This is a genomic window from uncultured Aquimarina sp., from assembly GCF_947495315.1.
Taxonomy (GTDB): Bacteria; Bacteroidota; Bacteroidia; order Flavobacteriales; family Flavobacteriaceae; genus Aquimarina.
Genome location: NZ_CANLYD010000001.1, coordinates 495,981 through 519,928, shown reverse-complemented (window position 1 = coordinate 519,928; position 23,948 = coordinate 495,981). Strand labels below are relative to the sequence as shown.

Genomic DNA, 23,948 nt, shown 5'->3' with positions numbered 1-23,948 from the left:
AATTATGAAAAATTACGAAGCATCTTTCAAGAGAATCTTAGCAGGGCTATTGGTTTTCTGTTTAATGTTGATATTTGTAATATCCTCATCTTGTGATGCGGATATAGAAGTGGATCAAACTGTAGAAGAAATTGAATCCGCTACTCCGATAATCTCTAGTTTTTCTCCATCAAGCGCAGAAATACTTGAAGAAGTACTTGTAGAAGGAGAGTTTCTACAATTCGTGGATAGAGCAACTATTGGTGGTATACCTACAGAAATTAAAAGTAAGATTAGTGACACTCAAATTTTACTTAGAATTGACCCTGCAGTTGTCTCAGGACCAATTGTACTTATTAATGATTTAAGTAGACAAGGTGCAGAAAACTTAGAATTTACGGCTACCTCTACAGAAAGTTTAACTGTATCATATCCTGTACCCTCTGTAACAAGCGCAATACCAAGTGAAGCTACAGCAAACGACCTATTAATTATAGAAGGCGCCAATCTTGGTGTAGTATCGAGCGTTACGTTTGGAGGAGTTGCTGGTGTGATATCTTTTCAAGAAAATGGTGTAATAGTAGTCACAGTTCCAAATCCAGGAACTTTAGCCCCTGTTGCAGTAAATTTAACTTACAATAGTAATAGTGGGGAAATTGCACAAGAATTGAGTCCTTCTTTTCTAGTGAATATTCCAACACCAGAACCAGACAACATACCTAGAATAATGACTAGAGATAATATGGTAACAATTACTGGAGATAATATTAATTTTACAACATCTGTAACAATTGATGGTATCGAAGCAACAATTACTACAACACCAACTGAATTGACTTTTATGGTTCCATCCGGAGTAACAACAGGTATCTCAGAAGTTATTATAACTGATACTGAAATGCGCCAAACTGTATTTAACATACCATATATTAATGGGCCATATTACGAATATTACGATTTTGATACCAAAGCTCTTGAAACTGTAAGAGATAATAAAAATGGGGATCCTACCGAAGTTGTATTGTCATTAGGAGAAGAAGAAGCAGAGCAACCAAGATTTACCGGAATGACAGAGTCTTTTGGAAGTAGATATTTACACTTAGATTATCCCAAAGCTACAACTAGTACATTAGCATCTATATATTGTTATGATTTTAGTGATGATTTTGGTACCGAAGAAATGGGAGAAGAATCAGCAGCTTTATTAGATCCGGCTGGTAGGTTTGGAGGAAATCCTGTATTACATTTTTGGTTAAGAATCAATGGCGCAAATTGTAGAACTAAAATTTACTTAGGAACTTCGAGTGCTCAACGTAGAGAATCTAACGGTCCTCTTTTAGATACAGGAGGAGAATGGGTATTAGTTGCTGTAAGACTTAATGGATTTATGGATAGTGCAGCTGATTTTTCTAGATTCCACTTACGCCTTACCGCTGGTAGTTCATCAGATAATATTCCTAGATCAGCTGATTACGACTGGATAATCGTAACAGACCGCGTACTAACAGAATTTGGAGCTGTAGATTACTCAGCAGCTTCAATTACAGATCAAACTAACTGGAAAGATCAAGGTTAAGATAACAAAATCAATATCTAGAAAAGAAGAATAGTTTCTAAAAAATAGAAAAATGATCCAATCACCTTCACATACTAAACGGTTAAGGTTAGGCATTCTTTGCCTAACCCTAATCATAGGTGTTCTAAGTTTTAGCTGTAATCAAGAAGGTAAAACAGAAAACAAAACGGAGCTCAAAAATCAAAAGCCCGTGCTTTCGTTATCTACTTCTGAAGCAGAAGAGATCAAAGGGTTATTAGCTAAAAACAAAGTTTTAAAAACCTCTTTTGATCAACATCAGAAAAAAGCAGATAAAGCAATTCTTAATGGTGTAGAAATACCTATGCCTAAAGATCCAGGTGGTGGATATACACACGAAAAACACAAACGTAATTATGGAGAAATGTATTCCGCAGGAATTGCATACATAATTACCGGAGATACTAAATATTCCGAATTTGTAACGGATATGTTATTAGGATATGCCGAAATGTACCCTAAACTACCTTTACATCCTAAAAGCAAAGAAAATCATCCAGCCGGAAAACTTTTCTGGCAAGGACTAAATGAAAGTGTTTGGCTGGTTAATTCCATACAAGCTTATAATCTGGTAAGCGATGCTATTTCTAAAGAAAACAAAACAATAATTGAAAATAATGTTTTTAAGAAAATAGCAGAATTTATTAGTGTGGATTCTAAAAAAACCTTTAATAAAATACATAATCATGGAACCTGGGCAGTAGCGGGCGTTGGTATGACTGGATATGTTCTCAAAGATCAGGATATGGTAGACCGTGCTCTGTACGGAAGTAATAAGGATAAAGAAACTGGCTTTCTTAAACAAATAGATATGCTTTTTTCACCAGAAGGATATTATTCTGAAGGTCCATATTATCAGCGATATGCTATGATGCCTTTTATGCTTTTCGCTCAAGCCATTCAGATCAACCAACCTGATCTAAAAATCTTTGAATACCGAGATCAATTATTAGGTAAAGCGGTAACCACAGTATTGCAACTAACTGATGAAAATGGAGCATTTTTTCCTTTTAATGATGCATTAAAAGAAAAGAACTATTTAACCAGTGAATTGATATTTGCCAGCAATATTGCATACGCCTATTATAAAGATAGCTCGCTATTGCCTATTACCTTAGCACATGAAAAAGTTAGTATCTCAGGTGCAGGATTAGAAGTTGCTAAAGCATTAAAAAGCTTTAAGCCAAAAGCCTATGAAAAAAAGCCATTACTAATTACAGATGGAAAAGATGGAGAAGATGGTGGATTAGCATTATTAAGAATGCCGAATGGAAAAAAAGATGAGAAAATTACTTCTGTTTTTAAATTTGCATCTCAGGGAATGGGACATGGCCATTTTGATAGACTTTCTTTATTCTTATATGATGGTAAAAAAGAAATACTACAAGATTATGGCGCTGCAAGATTTCTTAATGTAGAGTCTAAAAAAGGTGGACGCTACTTACCTGAGAACAAAACATGGGCAAAGCAAACTATAGCTCATAATACAGTCACAGTAGATGAAACTTCTCAATTCGGAGCTAATGTAAAAGCATCAAGTAAAGTAAGTCCAAAACTACTATTTTCGAATCTAAAAGATTCAAATCTTCAAATTGTTAGTGCAAAAGAAGAGAATGGGTATGAAGGAGTTAAAATGCAAAGGACAATAACCATGATTAAAAATCAAGCTACAGAAAGACCTCCTTTCATCATTGATGTCTATGCTATTAAATCTAAAGAAGCACATCAATATGACCTTAACTTTATGTACCAAGGACATATAATGGAAACTAATTTTGAGTATATAAAAGAAAATACATTGTCCGAATTAGGTGCTAAAAATGGATACCAACATTTATGGAAACTAGCTGAAGGTAAAAGTGATCAAAATTTTGCCACGTTAACTTGGTTAAACCAAAATCGCTTCTACTCTATTTCCAGTCTTATAAGTCCAGAAAGTAAGATGGTTTTTTCCAGATTAGGAGCTAATGATCCTGATTTCAACCTAAGAAATGATGCTTCTTATATGCTAAGAGAAAGTAATAAAAAAGATCACGTGTTCATAAATGTTATAGAACCTCACGGAAATTTTGATCCGAAACTGGAATCGGTTCAAAATCCGCATTCTGATGTTAGTACTATTCAGTTAGTCTATTCTGATGATAATTATACGATCGTTAAAGTTATATTCAAAAATGATGAAAAGTACACTTTAGCAATTGTAAATCAAGAACACGACCCACACAAACAACATCAAATAACCGTTGATGACCAAGAATATCAATGGACAGGAAATTATAATCTAAAAACCAACTAAACAATGAGCTATTCAAAAATAAAAAGCGACGTATTTTTTGTTACAAAAGATAAACCCTGGGAACAAGCCGCCGAAGGTATTAAGCGTCAGATGATCGGTTATGATGTGAACATAATGATGGTAAAAGTAGACTTCGAAAAAGGAGCTATAGGATATATCCATGACCATTTCCATTCTCAAACAACCTATGTAGAATCAGGAAGCTTTGAGGTTACTATTGGAGAAGAAAAAAAAGTATTAAATGCCGGTGATGGATTTTTTATTCCACCAAATGTTCCTCACGGAGCTGTCTGTCTTGAAGCTGGAGTTCTTATTGATGTATTTAGTCCAATCAGAGAAGATTTTTTAGAAATTTCACATCAAAAAAAGTAATTAGATGACCAAATTAAAAGGATTACGTTGGTGGGTTATAGGATTAATTGCCTTAGCTACCGTGATTAATTACATCGACAGACAATCGCTTAGTGTATTATGGCCAGATATTGCCGAAGAATTATATCCAGATAAGTCTACAGACGAACGAAAAGATATATACGGCTGGATCTCATCTATTTTCTTATTTTCCTACGCTTTTGGTCAAGCTATTTTTGGAAAGATTTTTGACAAAATAGGTACACGGTTAGGTTTCGCTATTTCAATAGGTTTTTGGTCTTTAGCAACTGCATTGCACGCATTAGCAAAGGGCTTTCTGAGTTTTTCGATCTTCAGATCTATTTTAGGAGTTGCTGAAGCAGGAAATTGGCCTGGTGCTGCAAAAGCAAATGCAGAGTGGTTCCCAGCTAAGGAACGTGCTTTTGCCCAAGGAATTTTCAACTCAGGTGCTGCCATTGGAGGTATCATATCAATTCCTGCCATCGCTTTTATGACCATTCATTTTAGTTGGCAAATGATATTTATAATTATCGGAGTTATGGGATTACTATGGTTGATTCCATGGATGCTAATTATGAAAGCACCACCAGGAAAGCACCCATGGCTTACTGAAAAAGAGAGAAATTATATTCTTGACAAATCGAAATCGGGAAATGTAGATCAAAATGAAAATGAAAATGAACTTGATGAGTACAATCCAGAAACTGGTAAAATGCTATCTCATAAAGAGAGTTGGGGCGTAATCTTTGCCTCAGCAGCAATCGATCCGATATGGTGGCTTTTTGTATTCTGGATTCCTATTTATCTATCAGAAGTATATGGTATGGATGTTAAAGCCGTCGGAATATATGGTTGGGTGCCCTATGTTGGAGCAATGGTTGGTGCATGGTTTGGAGGACTTTTAGCACAAAATCGTATTAAATCAGGTTGGAATATTAATAAAACCAGAAAGTTTGTTATTACCCTAGGCTGTTTAATTATGCTTCCTTGTTTCTATTTGCTATCCGATCCCGGAAGCCCTGTCAATGCGGTAATAATTATGGCTGTTATACTTTTTGGATTTCAAACAGCTATTGGAAATATACAGACATTACCGAGCGACTTATTTGGTAAAAAGACAGTTGGGACGCTCTCTGGTTTGTCTGGAATGTCAGCAAAGTTTGCTGGTGTAGGTCTTACCGCATTAGTCTCTACGTTAACTGCTGGAGGAAATTACACCCCAGCATTCATAGTTGGAGCTGTTTTGACCTTAATAGTACTGGCAAGTGTTTGGATGTTATGCGGAAATATTCAGCCATTAAAGGCTAAGAAATAATAAAAACCCTTAGAAAAATAAATATTTAATCAACTATCAATAATTTATAATTAATAAAATAAAAAGATGAGTTTAAAAGGAAAAATAGCCATTGTAACCGGAGCTACCGGTGGAATTGGTTTCGCAGTTGCAAAAAGATTAGGCAACGATGGATATACGGTAATCTTAAACGGTATAGAGGATGATAAAGGAGCTGAAAGATTAAAAGAGCTTACAGCACAAGGAATAACCGCCGAATATTATGGATTTGATGTTACAAACGAAGAAGCTGTAACTTCAAACATAGAAAAAATTGGAGAAAAATATGGTAAAATTGACCTACTGGTAAATAACGCTGGTGGATTAGGTGGAAGATCCAGGTTTGAAGGAATGACAACAGAATTTTACAGATCTGTAATGGCATTAAACCTTGACTCAACATTTTTTGCTTCTAGAGCTGCTATTCCCTATCTTAAAAAAGGAGAAAATGCTTCTATCATTAACTATACTTCTAATGCAGGATGGACAGCAGGAGGCCCTGGAGCGGGAATTTATGGAACATCAAAGGCGGCTGTTAATGCGATTACCAGAGCATTAGCAAAAGACCTTGCAGAATATAGCATCAGAGTGAATGCAGTATCTCCTGGTACTATTGATACTCCTTTCCACGCGCAAATTAAATCAACAAAACCTGAAGTTTTTGCATCTTGGAAAAACAACATTATGTTAGGAAGATTAGGTCAGCCAGAAGATGTAGCTTCTGTTGTTTCTTTCTTAGCAAGTGATGACGCTGCTTTTATAACTGCCGAAACTATTCAGATTGGTGGTGGACAAGCATTAGGTATTTAAATATAAAGAAAAACATAAAATGAAAAAAGTAGTAACCTTTGGAGAAGTTTTAATGCGTATAGCTCCTTTAGGGAACAAAAAATTAAAACAATCTAACCAATTAGAATACTACTTTGGTGGAACCGAAGCGAATGTAGCAATATCGCTCGCTCAATTCGGAAACAATACACAACATATTACAGCAGTATCCAACGATTTTGTTGGTGATGCAGCAAAGAGCTACTTGCAGAAACTGGGAGTAGATACTGGTTTGATTATTGACTCGCGTCATCCTCTGGGATTATATTTCCTGGAGGTTGGTGCAGTCATGCGATCAAGTACTATAGCTTATAACAGAGCTAACTCAGCTTTTTGTAATATAAATCCTAATGAAATTAATTGGGAAAAAGCCTTAGAAAATTGTGATTGGTTCCACTGGACAGGTATTACCCCTGCTCTATCCTTAAATGCCTTTAAAGCATTAAAACAAGGATTAGAAATTGCTAATAAAAAAGGAATTACAATATCCGCAGATCCAGCGTACAGAAGTGGTTTATGGAATTATGGTTATGAGGCAAAAGAAATTCTTAATGAATTGGTAGCATTGTCTAATGTTTTTATAGGAGGACCTAATGAAATTAATGAGCTGTTAGCAACCAATTTCTCTTTCGATAATGATGATTTTATAAAAGCAAGTAAGCTTTTAATAGAAAAATATTCTAATATCAAAGGTGTTTTTGACAAAACAAGAATTTCTCTTAACGCAAGCTGGCATAAGATAAAAGCTAGAATGTGGAATGGTATGGAGTTTTATGAGACCAACGAGCTAGAAATAACACACGTTGTTGATAGAATTGGTACTGGTGATGCGTATGCTGCAGGATTAATTCAAGGTTTATTGCATTATGACGATATAAAAGCATTACAATTTGCAAATGCATCTTGCGCTTTAAAACATACTATAGAAGGAGACGCTAATCTAGTAACAGAAGCAGAAGTATTAAGTATCATTGAAGGTAACATATCAGGACGAATAAAAAGATAATATGGCACAGTATACAAGAATAGAAGTTGCACAAGTAATGGAAAACACAGGAATTGTTCCCCTATTCTATCATCAGGATATAGAGATAGCAAAAAAAGTTATTCAAGCTTGTTATGATGGTGGCGCCAGAGTCTTTGAGTTTACCAATAGAGGCGATCATGCTCAGGACATTTTCACCGAATTATCTAAGTGGATCGACAAAGAACTTCCTGGTATGATTCTGGGAATAGGATCTATTGTTGATGTCGGTACAGCTTCATTATTTATCCAAAAAGGAGCTAATTTTATCGTTTCTCCTATTCTAAATCCAGAGATAGCAAAAGTATGTAATCGTAGAAAAATTGCCTGGTTACCTGGTTGTGCAACACTTACAGAGATCAACTACGCCGAAGAATTAGGTGCAGAAATAGTAAAAATATTTCCTGCAGCTCAAGTTGGAGGACCTGATTTTGTAAAAGGTATAAAAGCGCCATGTCCTTGGACCAGCATTATGCCGAGTGGTGGTGTTACACCAGAAAAAAAGAATCTTATCGACTGGTTTAATGCCGGTGTACATTGTGTCGGTATGGGATCAAAATTAATAGCTAAAGATAAAAATGGAGATTTTGATTATAACAAAATTACCGAACTAACCGAAAGCTCCCTTAAGATTGTTAAAGATTTAAAATATGACAATCACTAAAACACCTTTTTGCATTAACTTATATAAGCGCTTATTCACGATATCAAATTATTAATAAATCAACCAAATCACATGATTTTCATTGAAAATTATGTTAAATAAAAATAAATCTTTATATTTGGTTAACCAATTTGGTTGACCAAATATAAATTTCACTCAATCACTAAAATAAGATAATTATGAAAAATTTATTACTATTATTAACTGCTTTGGGTAGTTTTGGCTTGATATCAGCTCAAACCTATGACAACAGTACTTACTTCATTAATGAGATAATTCCTAGCCCTCCCAATTCTTCTTCAACATTAGTAAATCATACGGATAACGCTAGCATAGCGGACTATAAATATGATGCTGATGACGTCTTTGAGTATTTTGAATTTAGAGGAACTCCAAATGCTACCATTGATGCTGGTGTATATTTTATTGTCGTAGATGGTGATGGTGATGACAGTGATGTAGGTAGCAATATTGGAAAAGTGCGAGACGCTATAGATTTAAGCGGATTAACGTTTGGAAGCAATGGGATTCTTTCTATTGTGGCAAATATGACTTTTGAAACAGGTTCTGTAGATCAAAGTGGAACTAATATTGAAGGTACTAAGATTACCAACCCTTATACAGCTGCTTTAGCTGCCTCAGGTGCAAATGTTATTACAGTAGAATTGGAAGGAACTCCTGTATGGACCGATGAATTGGATCCAGAAGATGGTAGTCTCGATACACTTAATAATTTTACTAGTGTTTCTGCGGTTACTAATTCAATTGGTTATGATGGAAGTATAAATGACCAAAGTAGTACATATATGCTAATCAAATCTACTACTGGATCACCTAAAGATTTAATTATCGATACGGATGAAAACGGAATAATTGATGATGCGACAACCGCACCTGCTGCTGACCACTTATCTTGGACAATTTACGACTCTGTTAGTATTCTTGATGATGATGATATCACTTCACCTGAAGTTGGGGAATTTGCTTATGGTCAAATTATTTTTGTTGAAGTTCTTACTGATAGTGATCCTTTATTAAATTATAATAGCTCATTATCAACTGTTGTAACTCTTGAACAATACCCTATGTATATAGCGAGATTTGATGGAACAACTGGTTACGTTGGGGGCACAGATTGGATGGCCGGTCGTCTTAATTCTAATTCTTTCCCAGAATGGCAACTTAGTACAAATGAAGCAAGAAACATCCCTGTCTCATTAACAGGCACCACCGTACCATTAGATACTTATGGAGAATCTAATATATCCGCTAATGTTCTTTCTATAACAGAACAAGAATTAACGGAGGATTTTTCTTTTTATCCTAATCCAACCAATAATGTAATCAACATAAATTCTAAAAATGATATAATTTCATCTCTTGAAGTTGTAGATGTAACTGGTAAAGTATTAATACAGAAAAACAGCAACTTAGATATTATTGATTTAACGGCTTTCTCTACTGGATTATATTATATGAATATATATGGTGATGGGGCTAAAATTACCAAAGCAATAATGGTTAAAAAATAAAAATATTTTTAAACAGTTTGATTTTAATTTGAGTTTAGATGATATCCTTGCATATTTTTGCAGGGATATCACTATTAAAACAATAATTTAAAACATAAAAGACCATGAAACGATTTACGATAATTTTTGTTTTATTTATAAGTTTTAGTAGTAAAGCTCAGGTAACGTTAGATGCTAATGGTCCTGGTAATACCTATGAACTCATTAATAGTGTTTTGGCTCCGACTAGTGGAAATGTTATAGAAGCTCCAGGAGTTACCGGTAGCACTTGCAATAATCATTCTACATATTCCGGTACAGACGGAAATCGTCATATAGACGAAATATTTGATGCCGATTTAGGTATTAATGTTTTTAGGTTTATTATCCATGTAGATGAAGATATTGATCGCGATAAATGCGCTACCACTGATCGACAACGTAATGAAATAAAGACATACGCTCCTTCTCCAGATAATCTTAAAGGTGTTATAGGAGAAACTGTACAATATAAATGGAAGTTTAAGATGGATACTAATTTTCAACCTTCGGGAAGTTTTACCCATCTTCATCAATTAAAATCTGTAGGAGCAGATTCTGCAGAAGAAAGCCAGCCATTGATTACTTTAACAGCCAGAAAAGGAAGTCCGGATCGATTGGAATTAAGATACGCACCTACTACCTCACAATCCACGCTTACTACAGTAAATCTATCACTTTTAAAAGGGAATTGGGTAGAAGTTATAGAAACAGTTACCTACGGCGAAACTAATAATGCGATCTATAACATCATTATTACCAATGTAAATACAGGAGCAGAAATCTTGAACTATTCCTCATCTGAACTAAGAATGTGGAAAACGAATGCTGATTTCATTAGACCAAAATGGGGAATATACAGAAGTCTAAATTCTTCTTCCGATTTAAGAGATGAAGAAGTACTATATGCTAACTTTTCCATAGCTGAGAATCCTACTCTTTCTATACCAGCGATATCAGAGAAAGAACTGTTCGATGTATTCCCAAATCCTACAAACGCATCCATAAACTTCAATTTTTTAGAGAACATAACTAACTACGAAGTATTAATCATTAATGGATCAGGAAAATTAGTTAACAAATTAAGTGGATTAAGAATCGATAACAAATTAGACATCAGCAACCTTGCTAATGGACTCTATTTTATAAAACTAGTGGATAAGAAAACTAATACTTTTTCTATAAAGAAAGTTGTAAAAATGAATTAATCAAAAGTTCAAACAAAAAACGAAATGTTATGAGATCGGTCGTGATACTATTTGCCTTTTTGGCATCCTTTTCTCCGTATGCCCAAGTATCTCTTATTGCAGACGGTCCGGGAGACACTTATGAGCTTATTACCTCTAAGCTTGCTCCTGGTTATAATCCCATCGAAGCCCCAGGAAAAAAGAAAGGTAATTGCGATAACCATTCAAGTTTTAACGATACACATATTACAGAAGTTTTTAATAAAGAATTACAAAAAAATGTATTCAAATTTGTCATTCATGTAAAAGAGGATAATGATCGCTGTAAGAAATTTGACAGACAACGCAACGAAATTAAAAGTTATAAATCATCACCTGATAATCTTAAAGGAGTTTTAGGAGAAACTGTAGAATACAAGTGGAAATTTAAACTGGATAAAGGGTTTCGACCTTCTAAAAAATTCACACATCTACATCAATTAAAGGCTGTAGGCGGATTTGATAAAGATATGCCACTCATCACACTTACTGCCAGAAAAGGAAGTGTTGATCGACTAGAGTTAAGATATTCTTCTGGTTTAGATCAAAACACATTAACATCTGTGGCTTTAAGTGATTTTAAAGGGAAATGGGTAGATGTTATCGAAACAGTTACTTATGAAGAAAAAGGTAAGGCCAAATTTTCCATACAAATTAGGAATTTAAAAACCGGTGCAAAAATACTCGAGTATAATGACAATACCTTAAGAATGTGGAAAACACAAGCTGATTTTATTCGACCAAAATGGGGTATCTATAGAAGTCTAAAACACTCATCCGACCTAAGAGATGAAGAAATATTATTTGCAGATTTTTCTATCACAGAAATCTAAGTAGGTAGTTAAACACAAATCTTACTCAAAAACGATGAGATCGCATCGTTTAGCAATTCTAAAGATCAAAAACTCTACTCAAATTAAACCCAAAGAAAAAATCACCATCTCCCCAATCTCCAGATCCTTGACCTAAGAAACCATTTTCGAACATAGGTTGTGCGTTTGTAAAATGCACCTGAAATACGTGCCCTCCTGTTTCTATATCAAAACCGATAGATAATGGGTTTTTAAAAGTCGAACTACTACTTCTATTAAAGTGATACCCATAATCTAAATTAAGACTAAAACGATTAGTTAATTTATAACGCCCTCCTACTCCCATAATAAACTGAGAATTATCCTGATCATCAAATCTAACAAAGTTTTCGTGTAAATAAGAAGGTGCTAATTCTAGCGAAAGTCTTTTACTAACTTTTTTAGAAATCAAAATTTGAGACACATAAGATAACCTATTATTAAATTCTAATTTAGGCAATTGATCTTTTTCTAAACCAGTATTAATAGTTAGTAAATTGTATCCAACAATAGTAAAAGGAAATCCGCCTTTCTTCTGTCTTGCGATCCTATATTTAATATGGCCTCCATACGTTTTTTGAAAAGAGCTACGAGCAATACCTACATTTAACCCATCCGTTATACCGTAGATAAACTTAAGTTGGGTAACCGCCTGATCTAATCCAAAAAAGTCATCAATACCATTTTCTACACTACCAAAACGATGAGCAACCACAAAAAATAAGTTTCGCTTATTAACTAATTTTGTAGATTCAAAATTTACAATCTTAAGTCCTTTAAAAGTAGAGGTTACATAATTGTCTTCCTGAACATCCGACGCTAACTCCTCTAGAAGGTCATCTTGAGCAAATGTAATGGACGGAAGTAAAAATAGAAGGAATAAGAGTTTTCTCATAAAAATGATTTTAAAATACTAATTAAAGACAAATTATTTAATAATTGATGCTTGATCTAACTTAACCACTTCCAAAAGTTCATCATATCCTATACATCTTCCTTTTATGGCATATTTTGATTTTAAACTAGATTCAGAAATATTATGATTAATGTCAAAAGTACAATACGCAGCATCATTTAGCATTAAAGAATTAGCCTCTATTTCTGTTAGTTTTCCCTCAACAATAATTGTTTTATTCAGATACTTTTTAGAAGTTACATCAGAATTCTCCGAAAACTCTCTTACCAATTCGGTTGCATCGACTGTAAATTCAGCCTTCTCTCCCTGAATGTCTCTATGAGATTGGTACACATATTTATATCCAACAAAAGCCGCAATTCCTAGAATTAAAATTACTATTAGTAGTTTTTTCATTGTACTTTTTCTGTTTAAACTTGTTTTAAAAGTATGAAAATTATCCACCTAATGAAACTTATTTTTGCATATCAACTAAATTTAATCTAATTTCTACCATTCAAAACTAAAATTCAAAAAGGAATTTATGAAAGTATATTTTTTCAAATTTTTGATTCTTTGCATAATTACAATAAGTATAAGTTGTGAAAATGATAGTGAAAACGATTTAATAGATGTGACACCGCCTGTTACAGTTGTTACCTATGATAATAATGTAAAAGCTATTATTGATAATAATTGTACTTCTTGTCATAATGACCCTCCTATTAACTTTGCACCAATGCCGCTTCTAACCTTTGATCAAGTAAAAGAAGCAGTAGATAATAGAGGATTGCTTGATAGAGTTTCTTCAGAAGACACTAACTTTTTAATGCCTTCTGGAGGGCCTAGACTACCACAAGCTACCATAGATATTATTTTACAATGGAATACCGATGGATTATTAGAACAATAAAAACTGTTATACTATGAAAAATTTCTTATTCTTTTTATTACTATTTGTTTCAGCATCTATTGTTGCTCAAGGAAAGTTTATTACCAAAAAAGGCACTATTAATTTTGAAGCTTCTGTACCCGCTTTTGAAGAGGTAAAAGCTAAAAACACAACGGTAACTGCTATTCTAAATACCGATAATGGAGAGTTCGCAGCTTTAGCTCTAATGAAAGGATTTCGTTTCAAAAATGCTTTAATGGAAGAGCATTTTAATGAAAACTATATTGAATCAGACGACTATCCAAAAGCAACTTTTAAAGGTAACCTTCTAAATTTTGACAATACTAATATACAGAATGAATATACTATTAAAGGAACCTTATCATTGCATGGCAAATCAAAAGAAATTGAAACAAAAGCTGTTCTTAATAAAGATGGTGATGATACAATTTCTATTACTTCAAGCTTTATAACTAAAGCTGAAGAATTTGATATTAAGATTCCAGGTATAGTTAGTAAAAAGATAGCGGACGATGTCTCCGTGTCGTTCAATTTTGTTTTAAAAAAGAAATAATTATTTCAAATTCTATTTTTTCAACTTGAAATATTCCTTTTTTACATTCAATTTTTCCTCTTTAGCATGTTTTAATTGAGTGTATACAAATAAACCATGTTATTTGAGGTTATAAACCTTGAATGTTAATTCATTCAAAATTTCTCTAAGTATTAACTATATATCCCATCAACGATCATGTAATTATCCATAAAATCAATATATTTAGATTCCAGCACAATAATGATTAGTAAAAACATATAACATTATTTTAAAATGATGTTCTAATTAAAACTCAACTCTCAGTGAAATCTCTTAAAACCTTGTTATACTTCTCCATTTTTAAATATCCCCTTTCTGCTGAAGAGGTTTATTTATTTTCTGCGGCCACTGATCAAAGTGAAATCAAAAACGAATTGGAATATCTCAAAAAAAAAGGAGTTATTTCTTCTGATAACAGTTATTATTTTCTTGACGGAAACTTAGAATCCGTTTCTCGACGTATAGAGGGTAATAAAATGGCCAAGTCGGTCATGGAAAAAGCAATAAGAAAAGGAGTTTTAATTGCTAAATTCCCCTATGTAAAGGCTGTTGGTATTTCTGGTGCTTTGTCTAAAAATTACCACGATGAAAATGGTGATGTTGATTTTTTTGTAATTACAGAATCAGAGCGTTTATGGGTGGCCAGAACTTTATTAATGCTGTACAAAAAAATATTCTTACTCAATTCTAGAAAGTTCTTTTGTATCAATTACTTTATTTCAGAAAACTCCTTAGAGATATCTGAAAAAAATATATTTACAGCAACTGAATTATTGACACTAATTCCTGTTTCTGGAGATTTTACTAGTTTTTATAATCAAAATCAATGGGTTTCTAATTTTCTACCTAATCTAGAAATAGGAAAATCTTCAATTAAAAATTTGAAAAATAAACCGTTTATCGCCAAGGCAATAGAACTAATTTTTAATACAAAAATTGGTAATATTCTAGAAAAACTTTTTTTAAAAATGACTTTAAAAAAGTGGAATACTAAATTTCAAACATTAAAAAAAGGTGATTTTGATATAGCAATGAAATCAACTAATGGTGTATCTAAACATCATCCACGAAATTTCCAAAAAAAAGTCATCGACAGGCTTAATAAAAGATACAATGAATTTCAATTAAAGTACAATATAGAATTAGAAAAAGAACATGCTTGATATTTTATTTTCACATTCTTATTATTACCCTTTAGATCTTAAACAATGGAAGAATCAAACACCTTATCCTCCATTAGGAACTATATATGCTGCTTCATTACTAAGAGAAAAAGGGTTTACAGTTGATCTTTTTGACACCAATCTGAGAGATAACCCATATGATATTGAGAAAGAAATCATAAAAAAGAAACCAAAATTCCTGGTTTTATATGATGATGGCTTTAATTACTTGACCAAAATGTGTCTTACCACAATGCGCGAAGCCGCTTTTGAAATGATGAGAATTGGAAAAAGCCATGAGTGTACCATAATTGTTAATAGTTCTGACGCTACAGATCACCATGCTAAGTATCTATTCAATGGAGCGGATTATATTATTAAGGGAGAAGGAGAACTAACTTTATTAGAACTTATTTCTGCACTTAAAAATAACCAACCCATAGAAAAAATTAAAAGCCTCGTATACATAAAGGATGAAGAAACTATAACAAACCCTAAACGAGAAGTTCTAAAAAATCTAGACGAATTACCAATGCCTGCTTGGGACCTTGTAGATATTGATTCATATAAAAAAGTCTGGAATAATGGTGGTAAAGAATTTACTTTAAATCTTGCTACTACTAGAGGTTGTCCGTTTAAATGTAATTGGTGCGCTAAACCAATTTATGGCAATCGATATAACACACATTCTCCAGAATATATCGTAAAACATATACAATATTTACAGGAAAAATATAAAGTCGAACGTTTCTGGATGTGCGACGATATTTTTGGCTTAACTCCTGGATGGGTGCAAGATTTTAATCTAGAGCTAAAAAAACAAAATGTTACCTTACAATATTATATCCAAAGTAGAGTAGATTTATTACTTAAAGAAGATACCATTGATGCTCTTGCAGAATCTGGGTTACAAGAAGTTTGGGTTGGAGCAGAAAGTGGTTCTCAATCTATTTTAGATGCTATGGATAAAGGAACTAAAGTAGAAGAAATATACAATGCTACAACCTTATTAAAAGAGAAAAATATACGCGTGGCATTTTTTATTCAATTTGGATATCTGGGAGAAACAAAAAGTGATATTTCTAAAACCATAAAAATGATTAAAGAATTAGTCCCCGATGATTTAGGAATATCAGTATCATATCCACTTCCCGGAACTAAATTCTATGATAAAGTAAAGGATGACCTTAGGTTTAAGGCAAATTGGACAGACTCTGATGATTTAGCTATGATGTTTAAGAGCACGTATAATTCTAAATATTATAAAAAATTACATAGATATGTACACAAGGAATATAGAAAAAGTCAGGGATTACGATTCTTAAAGGCGACTCTAAAGAATCCCTCTAAACTTTCTACTATTGCCTTAAAAAGAATATCATATTTACTATATTATTTCCCAAGTGCATATATGGATGCACAAATTTTAAAAAAAATGGAACACCTTAATGAATGAAAGTTTTGACATAGCGGCGGTAACCTATGATAGTACTTTTACTCATAGTAAAATTGGTGAACTCCAAAGAAATTTGGTATATCATTATTTAGCAGAAATACTGCCATCCAATCAAGATTTAGATATTCTAGAAATTAACTGCGGTACTGGTCATGATGCAATATGGCTAGCTAATCAAGGGCATCGAGTTATTGCGACTGATATATCTTCAGAAATGGTTTCAATTGCTAAATCCAAAAGACATAGCAAGAACAAAAACCTAGAATTCCGACAGCTAGATATTAATAAACTAGAGACTTTTAACTCCGAACATTCTTTTGATTTGATATTTTCGGATTTTGGAGGATTAAATTGTCTTTCTCCAAACCAATTAAGGCATTTTTTTATTGCAGCAGAGAAAAAGTTAAAACCAAATGGTAGTATCATAGGAGTTATTATGCCAAAACAATGTTTGATGGAAAATATCTATTTTATGATGAAAGGTAAATTTAAGCAAGCCTTTAGGCGTAATACTAGTAATGTTGTAATAGCAAATGTTGATGGAGGAGAAGTAAATACTTGGTATTACAACCCAAAAGACATTAAAAAAGCATCAACTAAACTCTTTAATACGAACAAGTTAAAACCTATCGGATTATGGATCCCTCCTTCTTATCTTGAATCGTTCTTTCGCAATAAACTAGGGGTTTTAAAAATATTATCAAGCTTAGATATGTTGTTCAGGCGTTTCACATTTTTATCAAAATATAGCGATCATTATTTAATCTCCCTAGTCAAGAAATGAGTATAGTACTTACCCACGCATATTATCTAAGTACAGATCCTAAGGAACAAAGGATTATGAAGCCTTATCCCCCTCTGGGACAACTATATATTGCTGGGTACTTAAAAGAACATGGTTTAGAAAATTATGTTTTTGATACCACCTTTAGCTCTAAAGAAGAACAATTAAGTTTTATAGCATCTAAAAAACCAGATGTTGTAGCTATATATGCCAATCTAATGACTAAAGTAGAAGTCATAAAGCTTATCAAAACACTTATTACAGAAGCTACTTATGGTTTTCCAAAAATAATTTTAGGTGGTCCTGATGTTACCTACAATACTGAAAATTACTTAAGGTCTGGTGCTCAATATATCGTAATAGGCGAAGGAGAAGAAACCTTGTATGAGCTTCATCAAGCGATTATGAATAAAACTGACATACATGCTGTTTCGGGAATTGCTTATTTAGATAATGATAAAGTAGTAAAAACTACAGCAAGAATAAAGATGAAAGATTTGTCGGTGCTTCCACTTCCTGATAGAGAAGCTATCGATATGCAAAAATATCTCGATACTTGGAAAAACAATCACGGACAAAGTTCTATGACCATTAGTACACAACGTGGTTGCCCTTATACCTGTAAATGGTGTAGTACAGCAGTTTATGGACAAAGTTATCGAAGAAGACCTGCTAACCTTGTTGCTCAAGAATTAGCAATGCTTAAAAGAGAATACAATCCTGATACTATTTGGTTTGTTGATGATGTTTTTACGGTAAGTCATAAATGGTTATCAGAATTTCATAAAGAAGTAATACAGCAAGATGCTGTTATCCCTTTTGAATGTATTACTCGAGCGGAACGCTTAAATGATGAAATTTTACAACAATTAAAAGAGGCAGGCTGTTATCGAATATGGATTGGTGCAGAAAGTGGTTCGCAAAAAATAGTAGACGCAATGGATAGACGCGTTAAAGTCGAAACAGTAAGAGAAGCCATTCAAAAAACAAATCAATTAGGTATAGAGACCGGAACTTTTATCATGGTAGGGTATCCTGGTGAAGATGAAAAAGATATTGCCGAAACCATACATCATCTAAAAGTTGCTAATCCCACACATTTTACAATCACTGTTGCTTATCCCATAAAAGGAACTTCTCTGTATAATGAAATCGAAAATGATATTACCAAACAACCAGATTGGAATACCTCCACAGATAGAGATATTGACTTTAGAAGGACCTACCACCGTAAATTCTATGATTTTGCAGTAAGAAGAATTGTCAATGAGGTAAACTATTTTAAAAATAAAAACACGATAACAGAAAAATTAAAATTAAAAGTAAAATCGATCGCCGCTTTGCTACTAATGAAGTATTATAAATTTAAATAAAATTCTTTATTTAAAATGGACGATATATGATTAGCGTTGTAATACCAACCAGAAATAGATTAGACTCTTTAAATAGAGTATTAGACTCTTTATATAACCAAACCCTTAAACCTAACGAGATAATCATTGTTGACTCAAGTGATCAAGCTTTTACAACTAAAGATCTTATTAGACCTCCCCAAAGTATTAATTTAATTTTGGAACAATCTACTCCTTCTGTATGTGAACAAAGAAATATTGGTATTAAATTAAGTTCTAATCCTATTATTTTATTAAGTGATGATGATTTAGTGTTCGAAGAAGAATATACATTTGTATTATATGAGTATTTAAAAAAACATCCTTCAAAAAAAGCTGCTAGTGGAATAATTTTAGAAAAAAACAAAAAAAATGAATGGGCATATGCCAATGAGATTTCTGATATAAAACTATTTTACAATTGGTTCTTTGGGCTTTCCATTTTTTCAGATTTATCTAAAAAGAAAAGAAGCAGTATTCTCATTAATGGAATAAAAACTAAACTAACCAAAAAAGGAAATCGAATTTCGAAAGCTGGATGGCCTATTTTTGTAAACTGGGATAAAGATGAAAATGATTTTCCTTTTTTTTCTCTAATGGGCGCAATGATAAGAAAACCAGAAAAAGATTTATTCGATCCTGTTTTCATTTTTAACGGTATTGGAGATAATTATGATGCTTGTATTAAATTAGGTTTTAATATTACAATTTTAAAAAAAAGTAAGGCATTTCATCACAAAGAAATAGCAAATCGAATTAATCCTAAAGAAACTTTTTATTACAGAACTTCCGCTTTGCATTATATATTACTTAATAATTCTATTTTCTCGAGTTCAAACCGCTTTTTCTTACTTTGGTCTTTGATTGGCGTTTTAATTCCTAATCTCCTTAAAATGGATTTAGAAATGATAAAATATAATCTGATATTAATCTTTAGAATATTATTTAAAAAAAATCTATATCAACATTAATATTAACGTAAAATAAGTACATAACAATGGCTACAATATTTGGTTTTAAATTTTGAGAAAAACAATTAAACATATAAAATATCTAATTCCTCAATCTAAAAGGAAAAGACTTCCCTTTTTCTTTTCTATTTCTATCATCAATTCGATTTTAGACTTCATCTCTATTGCATTTTTAACACCATTTATTCTAATAATAGTTGATAAAAAGAAAGTAGATGAGTTTTTAGTTTTTCATTTTGATATTACATATCAGGAAAAACATATACTATACGCACTTATAATTTTAATAGTTTTCTATTTATTAAAAAACTTACTACAAACCAAAATTGTATCTAAACAATCAAAATACCTCTACTCTATAGGAACCTTATTATCCAAGAAACTTGTATCAAATTTCACTTATGGAAACTATGAGAAATTTTATCTTATTGATAAAGGGGGATTAATTAGAGATTTTCATAAACTTCCAACCATTTTTGTAACTAATATTCTTATTCCTATTTACCATTTAACATCAGAGATAATTATACTATCAATGATTATGATAGCAGGATTTATTCTAAACCCTTTGGTAACGCTTTTTTCAATTATTTTCGTTTCTATATCCGCCATATTATTATTGCTTCTTCGAAAGGATAAAACAAAATATTTCAATGAGATCATTTCTAAATCATATAGAGATACTCTAAATAACTTAATGAATATTTTAAACGGAATTATTGAAATAAAAGGTTCTAAGTCCGAAAGTGATTTTATTAATCGATTTGGCAAATCATATGAGAAACAAAATGATACATTGGCTTCCTTAAGTACTTTTAAACAAAATAATGTTAGATACCTAGAGGTAATGACCATTATTTTTATTTCATTTTCTATTGCTTTTATTATACTAAATTCTAGATCTATAGAAGATTTAATATTGCTTTCTTTTTATGGGAGTGCAATTATTAAAATAATCCCATCATTTAATAAAATTATTAATGCCTACGTAGATCTAAAAAGTAATAAACATGCTGTTGAAATCTTAGCTTCTTACAAACTAGATTCAATAGATGAACAAAGCGATACCGCATTTAAAAACTCTTTAAGATTAGAGAATATTAATTTTAATTATCCTAATAAAGATTTAATTATAGCTGATTGTAGCATAGAAATTAAAAAAGGAGACTTTATAGGGATAATGGGTAAATCAGGTTGTGGAAAAACGACATTACTACATATTATTTGCAGAATGCTTCCGTTTAAATCGGGTAGGATCATTTTAGATGAAAATGTTATTACGAATACAATATCATTTCCTTTTGTGTATATGTTATCTCAACATTCTTTTATTTTTCACGGAACATTAATTGAAAATATTACGATGAATAAAAAAGAAAAAATTGATTATGATTATATAAATCATCTCATTGATAGTTTTGACTTAAAAGATTGGTTTTTGAATTTAGATGAAGGTTTTGATACGATATTAAATATTGATAGTAAAAGTATTTCAGGGGGACAAAAACAACGTTTAGCTTTAATAAGAGCTTTGTATACAAAACCAAAGATTCTATTACTTGATGAAGCTACCAATCAACTAAATGAAGATTTAGAGATAAAAATCATGACGTATTTAAAAAGCAAAACAATAACAAAAGAATTATCAATAGTTGCAGTTTTCCATAATAGAAACCTTTCTAAATTTGCTGAGAAACATTATATCTTTCAAAATAGCAACCTCATACAGGGATGAAAAAAAAGTTATTATTTATTACTCCTTTATTTCCAAAAAACAAAGATGATGACACTATTGTGCCTTTTATTTATCAATTCTGTAATTACTTAGACACTAATTTTGATGATCTCCAAATAGATATAATTGCACTTCGATATCCAGATAAAAAAAAAGAGTACAGCATTAATTCTTTAAAAATATATCCAGTGGGAGGTGGATTTAAAACAAAATGGAATAGTGTTTTAGTCATCAGTAAGGCGCTTATAAAAGGTATCAAACTTTTTGGTCGAACGGACTATGACGGAATATTATCATTCTGGTATAGTGATACAGCAATAGTTGGTAATTTACTTAAGTTAATTTTTAGAGTTAAGCATTTCACTTGGTTACAAGGACAAGATGTAAAATCAAACAACAAATATCTAAGACTTTTCAGGCCAACTGAAGATCAACTTATTGTCGTAGGAAAAAATCATCAAGAGGTTTTAAAAAAACATTGGGGTATGACCGTTAAAAAAATTGCTAATGTAGCTGTAGACACCAATACTTTTCCGGAACTAAACATCGAACAAAGGCCGATTGATATTATTGGCGTAGGAAATTTAGGCGCATTAAAAAATTATTCTTTATTCATTGAAATTATTTTGGAGTTAAAAAAAGTATTCAAAAATATAAATGTTATTATCTGCGGGGATGGAGAAGAAAAGGAAATGCTTAATACCAAAATTGATTCATTAGGTTTAAGAGGAAACATCACATTAATGGGATACGTACCTAACAAAAAAGTTCGTGAACTTTTAAACGATAGTAAAATTTTACTACACACTTCTCAATTCGAAGGTAATTCTATGGTTGTTCAAGAAGCTCTTTATAGTGGTTGCAAAGTGATTAGCACATTTCCTTTATTAGAACGTATAACGAATTTTTTCTTTGAAGATAATAAAGCTTCTTTAATTAAACAATCAACAACTTTATTGAGTAAAAATCATGAAGCCAAACGGGTTAGACATTTTAAAATAGAAGAGACTGCAGATGTAATCTATTCTTGTTTTTTTGATTCTAAATGAATAAAAGTTTGATGAATCTCTTCTGCTATTGCTTTATGTGTCAATTTCTCATTTACACATTGTAAAACTTTAGATTGCTTTTCTAGATAATTTATCATTTTCGTTTCACAAAACGCACTAAACAGTTGCTCCCTATTACCTGGTTCAAACAATAAAGCACAAGAACCATAATTAGTCATATAATTAAAGGATGGAATATTAGTTACAATCGGAACACATCCACACGTCATTGCCTCCGCAAGAGCAAATCCACTACCTTCATAATGAGAACCCAAAACAAAATATTGATGAGTTTGATATAATGACTCAATTTCTTTTCTATCTAATCTCCCAACATTATTAACTGCTTGTTTTAAAAGTGTATTTGAACTTAACAATTCATTTACTTGTTCTAACAATTGGAATCCATTATATATCATCGTTAATGTAGCTAAGGGTTCCTTAATCAGATATTGCTGAAAAGCCTTCAAAACGGTAATCGGATCTTTATTCTCATCTAATCTGCCTACCCATAAAAAAGTTTTTTCTTTTCTCTTAACCTCTGGGTTAAATCTAAAATTTGTAGCTCCTTCCATAACTTCAAAAACCTTATCTTCAGCAAAGACTTTAGATTCGATCCAATCTTTAGCATTCTCTTTTCCTGTAAAAAGATACCCATCAATATATTTATCAGACAAAGTATATATCCATTTTTTAAAACCTTTGGGAGCTTCAGCATATCCTTGAACTTGAACTAAAATCATTACCTTTTTACGTAATTGTCTACGTAGAAAATAACAATATCGTCCATAACCCATTCCGTGTATTAAAATATAGTCTGGTGATAATTCATTTATGAAATTATGATACGCAAAGGGAATACTATATTTCCTTATTTTTCCTCCTTTATAAAAGATATACTTAACTCCTTCTTTTAGTGTAGAAAAATCAACTGCTATTCTATTTAATGAAATGGTTTGTATTTTTTGACTTAAATATGGAAGGTATCCTAGACTGTAGTTAAACTTTTTAATTAACAAATCAGGTTTTTTTATCTTCTCTGTATAATAATTTAAATCTAAAAAAACTTTATCCATGTTTACAAACTAAAATTCGATGATAACAAATCCTTCTTTAAGTATTTATAAAGACTAAATAATTGTTTTAAATTCCTAATAGATATTAAAGATTATAACTAAATTTAATTAATTATCTAAAAACAAACTCTTACGTCCTATATTAATTGATAACAAATTTTATTAGATATTTTTTGTTAGTATTTACAAAAATCAACATTTCTTTTGACACATAACTCTTCTTT

22 protein-coding genes are annotated in these 23,948 nt (G+C 31.8%); 19 read left to right on the top strand and 3 right to left on the bottom strand.

From position 1 onward, the window contains the following. Positions 1–4: 4 nt before the first annotated feature. The 10 genes from Q0910_RS02265 (at position 5) to Q0910_RS02220 (ending at position 11,699) form a co-directional block, all read left to right on the top strand. The gene (locus Q0910_RS02265; protein ID WP_299212039.1) at positions 5–1,555 is read left to right on the top strand and encodes an IPT/TIG domain-containing protein; all 1,551 of its coding nucleotides are present in this window, start codon (positions 5–7) and stop codon (positions 1,553–1,555) included. 52 nt (positions 1,556–1,607) lie between these two features. Then, on the top strand, positions 1,608–3,869 hold the full coding sequence (locus Q0910_RS02260) for an alginate lyase family protein (RefSeq protein ID WP_299212036.1): 2,262 nt from the start codon (positions 1,608–1,610) through the stop codon (positions 3,867–3,869). 3 nt (positions 3,870–3,872) lie between these two features. Continuing rightward, positions 3,873–4,241, top strand: a complete 369-nt coding sequence (locus Q0910_RS02255) for a cupin domain-containing protein (RefSeq protein WP_118457114.1) — start codon at positions 3,873–3,875, stop codon at positions 4,239–4,241. A 4-nt stretch (positions 4,242–4,245) separates the two neighbouring features. After that, positions 4,246–5,556, top strand: a complete 1,311-nt coding sequence (locus tag Q0910_RS02250) for an MFS transporter (RefSeq protein WP_299212033.1) — start codon at positions 4,246–4,248, stop codon at positions 5,554–5,556. A gap of 66 nt (positions 5,557–5,622) precedes the next feature. Continuing rightward, positions 5,623–6,384: an SDR family NAD(P)-dependent oxidoreductase gene (locus tag Q0910_RS02245; RefSeq protein ID WP_299212030.1), complete on the top strand. Its 762-nt coding sequence runs from the start codon at positions 5,623–5,625 to the stop codon at positions 6,382–6,384. 19 nt (positions 6,385–6,403) lie between these two features. Beyond that, a complete protein-coding gene (locus Q0910_RS02240) occupies positions 6,404–7,408 on the top strand; it encodes a sugar kinase (protein WP_299212027.1) in 1,005 nt (334 codons plus the stop codon). Position 7,409: 1 nt separating this feature from the next. Further along, positions 7,410–8,090 carry a bifunctional 4-hydroxy-2-oxoglutarate aldolase/2-dehydro-3-deoxy-phosphogluconate aldolase gene (locus Q0910_RS02235; protein WP_299212024.1) on the top strand — a complete coding sequence of 227 codons (681 nt, stop codon included), beginning with the start codon at positions 7,410–7,412 and terminating at the stop codon, positions 8,088–8,090. Between the two features lie 179 nt (positions 8,091–8,269). Next, positions 8,270–9,622 carry a T9SS type A sorting domain-containing protein gene (locus Q0910_RS02230; RefSeq protein ID WP_299212021.1) on the top strand — a complete coding sequence of 451 codons (1,353 nt, stop codon included), beginning with the start codon at positions 8,270–8,272 and terminating at the stop codon, positions 9,620–9,622. Positions 9,623–9,726: 104 nt separating this feature from the next. Beyond that, positions 9,727–10,848, top strand: a complete 1,122-nt coding sequence (locus Q0910_RS02225; RefSeq protein ID WP_299212018.1) for a T9SS type A sorting domain-containing protein — start codon at positions 9,727–9,729, stop codon at positions 10,846–10,848. A 29-nt stretch (positions 10,849–10,877) separates the two neighbouring features. Further along, positions 10,878–11,699 (top strand): heparin lyase I family protein, encoded by an 822-nt coding sequence (locus Q0910_RS02220; protein WP_299212015.1) that lies wholly within the window; start codon positions 10,878–10,880, stop codon positions 11,697–11,699. Between the two features lie 58 nt (positions 11,700–11,757). Here Q0910_RS02220 and Q0910_RS02215 read toward each other — a convergent pair whose 3' ends face one another. Both Q0910_RS02215 and Q0910_RS02210 read right to left on the bottom strand, forming a co-directional pair. After that, positions 11,758–12,612, bottom strand: a complete 855-nt coding sequence (locus Q0910_RS02215; RefSeq protein WP_299212012.1) for a DUF5777 family beta-barrel protein — start codon at positions 12,610–12,612, stop codon at positions 11,758–11,760. A 33-nt stretch (positions 12,613–12,645) separates the two neighbouring features. Then, the gene (locus Q0910_RS02210) at positions 12,646–13,029 is read right to left on the bottom strand and encodes a hypothetical protein (protein ID WP_299212009.1); all 384 of its coding nucleotides are present in this window, start codon (positions 13,027–13,029) and stop codon (positions 12,646–12,648) included. Between the two features lie 127 nt (positions 13,030–13,156). Here Q0910_RS02210 and Q0910_RS02205 point away from each other — a divergent pair, with 127 nt between their 5' ends. From Q0910_RS02205 to Q0910_RS02165, 9 genes are all read left to right on the top strand, one after another. Further along, a complete protein-coding gene (locus Q0910_RS02205; RefSeq protein ID WP_299212006.1) occupies positions 13,157–13,525 on the top strand; it encodes a hypothetical protein in 369 nt (122 codons plus the stop codon). Between the two features lie 13 nt (positions 13,526–13,538). Continuing rightward, entirely contained in the window at positions 13,539–14,078 is a 540-nt protein-coding gene (locus Q0910_RS02200) for a YceI family protein (RefSeq protein WP_298311574.1), read from the top strand. A 284-nt stretch (positions 14,079–14,362) separates the two neighbouring features. Beyond that, the gene (locus Q0910_RS02195) at positions 14,363–15,262 is read left to right on the top strand and encodes a nucleotidyltransferase domain-containing protein (protein WP_299212003.1); all 900 of its coding nucleotides are present in this window, start codon (positions 14,363–14,365) and stop codon (positions 15,260–15,262) included. Beyond that, positions 15,255–16,718: a radical SAM protein gene (locus Q0910_RS02190; protein WP_299212000.1), complete on the top strand. Its 1,464-nt coding sequence runs from the start codon at positions 15,255–15,257 to the stop codon at positions 16,716–16,718. The genes Q0910_RS02195 and Q0910_RS02190 overlap by 8 nt, the downstream gene beginning before the upstream one ends. Beyond that, positions 16,711–17,502 (top strand): class I SAM-dependent methyltransferase, encoded by a 792-nt coding sequence (locus tag Q0910_RS02185; protein WP_299211997.1) that lies wholly within the window; start codon positions 16,711–16,713, stop codon positions 17,500–17,502. Before Q0910_RS02190 ends, Q0910_RS02185 begins: the two co-directional genes overlap by 8 nt. Next, positions 17,499–18,875, top strand: a complete 1,377-nt coding sequence (locus Q0910_RS02180) for a radical SAM protein (protein ID WP_299211994.1) — start codon at positions 17,499–17,501, stop codon at positions 18,873–18,875. The genes Q0910_RS02185 and Q0910_RS02180 overlap by 4 nt, the downstream gene beginning before the upstream one ends. Before the next feature lie 26 nt (positions 18,876–18,901). Continuing rightward, positions 18,902–19,864 carry a glycosyltransferase family 2 protein gene (locus Q0910_RS02175; RefSeq protein ID WP_299211990.1) on the top strand — a complete coding sequence of 321 codons (963 nt, stop codon included), beginning with the start codon at positions 18,902–18,904 and terminating at the stop codon, positions 19,862–19,864. A 52-nt stretch (positions 19,865–19,916) separates the two neighbouring features. Beyond that, entirely contained in the window at positions 19,917–21,599 is a 1,683-nt protein-coding gene (locus Q0910_RS02170; protein ID WP_299211987.1) for an ABC transporter ATP-binding protein, read from the top strand. Further along, a complete protein-coding gene (locus tag Q0910_RS02165; RefSeq protein WP_299211984.1) occupies positions 21,596–22,648 on the top strand; it encodes a glycosyltransferase family 4 protein in 1,053 nt (350 codons plus the stop codon). The genes Q0910_RS02170 and Q0910_RS02165 overlap by 4 nt, the downstream gene beginning before the upstream one ends. Here the strand turns inward: Q0910_RS02165 and Q0910_RS02160 are convergent. Next, entirely contained in the window at positions 22,621–23,724 is a 1,104-nt protein-coding gene (locus tag Q0910_RS02160; protein WP_299211981.1) for a glycosyltransferase family 4 protein, read from the bottom strand. The two genes, Q0910_RS02165 and Q0910_RS02160, sit on opposite strands and share 28 nt — an antisense overlap. Positions 23,725–23,948: the final 224 nt, after the last annotated feature.

Excerpts from the sequence above, each read along its gene's own strand:
- Q0910_RS02200 (WP_298311574.1), top strand. The coding sequence starts at position 13,539 with ATGAAAAATTTCTTATTCTTTTTATTACTATTTGTTTCAGCATCTATT.
- Q0910_RS02235 (WP_299212024.1), top strand. The coding sequence starts at position 7,410 with ATGGCACAGTATACAAGAATAGAAGTTGCACAAGTAATGGAAAACACA.
- Q0910_RS02190 (WP_299212000.1), top strand. The coding sequence starts at position 15,255 with ATGCTTGATATTTTATTTTCACATTCTTATTATTACCCTTTAGATCTT.
- Q0910_RS02180 (WP_299211994.1), top strand. The coding sequence starts at position 17,499 with ATGAGTATAGTACTTACCCACGCATATTATCTAAGTACAGATCCTAAG.
- Q0910_RS02210 (WP_299212009.1), bottom strand. The coding sequence starts at position 13,029 with ATGAAAAAACTACTAATAGTAATTTTAATTCTAGGAATTGCGGCTTTT.
- Q0910_RS02225 (WP_299212018.1), top strand. The coding sequence starts at position 9,727 with ATGAAACGATTTACGATAATTTTTGTTTTATTTATAAGTTTTAGTAGT.
- Q0910_RS02245 (WP_299212030.1), top strand. The coding sequence starts at position 5,623 with ATGAGTTTAAAAGGAAAAATAGCCATTGTAACCGGAGCTACCGGTGGA.
- Q0910_RS02230 (WP_299212021.1), top strand. The coding sequence starts at position 8,270 with ATGAAAAATTTATTACTATTATTAACTGCTTTGGGTAGTTTTGGCTTG.
- Q0910_RS02255 (WP_118457114.1), top strand. The coding sequence starts at position 3,873 with ATGAGCTATTCAAAAATAAAAAGCGACGTATTTTTTGTTACAAAAGAT.
- Q0910_RS02215 (WP_299212012.1), bottom strand. The coding sequence starts at position 12,612 with ATGAGAAAACTCTTATTCCTTCTATTTTTACTTCCGTCCATTACATTT.
- Q0910_RS02165 (WP_299211984.1), top strand. The coding sequence starts at position 21,596 with ATGAAAAAAAAGTTATTATTTATTACTCCTTTATTTCCAAAAAACAAA.
- Q0910_RS02185 (WP_299211997.1), top strand. The coding sequence starts at position 16,711 with ATGAATGAAAGTTTTGACATAGCGGCGGTAACCTATGATAGTACTTTT.
- Q0910_RS02175 (WP_299211990.1), top strand. The coding sequence starts at position 18,902 with ATGATTAGCGTTGTAATACCAACCAGAAATAGATTAGACTCTTTAAAT.
- Q0910_RS02265 (WP_299212039.1), top strand. The coding sequence starts at position 5 with ATGAAAAATTACGAAGCATCTTTCAAGAGAATCTTAGCAGGGCTATTG.
- Q0910_RS02250 (WP_299212033.1), top strand. The coding sequence starts at position 4,246 with ATGACCAAATTAAAAGGATTACGTTGGTGGGTTATAGGATTAATTGCC.
- Q0910_RS02220 (WP_299212015.1), top strand. The coding sequence starts at position 10,878 with ATGAGATCGGTCGTGATACTATTTGCCTTTTTGGCATCCTTTTCTCCG.
- Q0910_RS02240 (WP_299212027.1), top strand. The coding sequence starts at position 6,404 with ATGAAAAAAGTAGTAACCTTTGGAGAAGTTTTAATGCGTATAGCTCCT.
- Q0910_RS02260 (WP_299212036.1), top strand. The coding sequence starts at position 1,608 with ATGATCCAATCACCTTCACATACTAAACGGTTAAGGTTAGGCATTCTT.
- Q0910_RS02160 (WP_299211981.1), bottom strand. The coding sequence starts at position 23,724 with ATGGATAAAGTTTTTTTAGATTTAAATTATTATACAGAGAAGATAAAA.
- Q0910_RS02205 (WP_299212006.1), top strand. The coding sequence starts at position 13,157 with ATGAAAGTATATTTTTTCAAATTTTTGATTCTTTGCATAATTACAATA.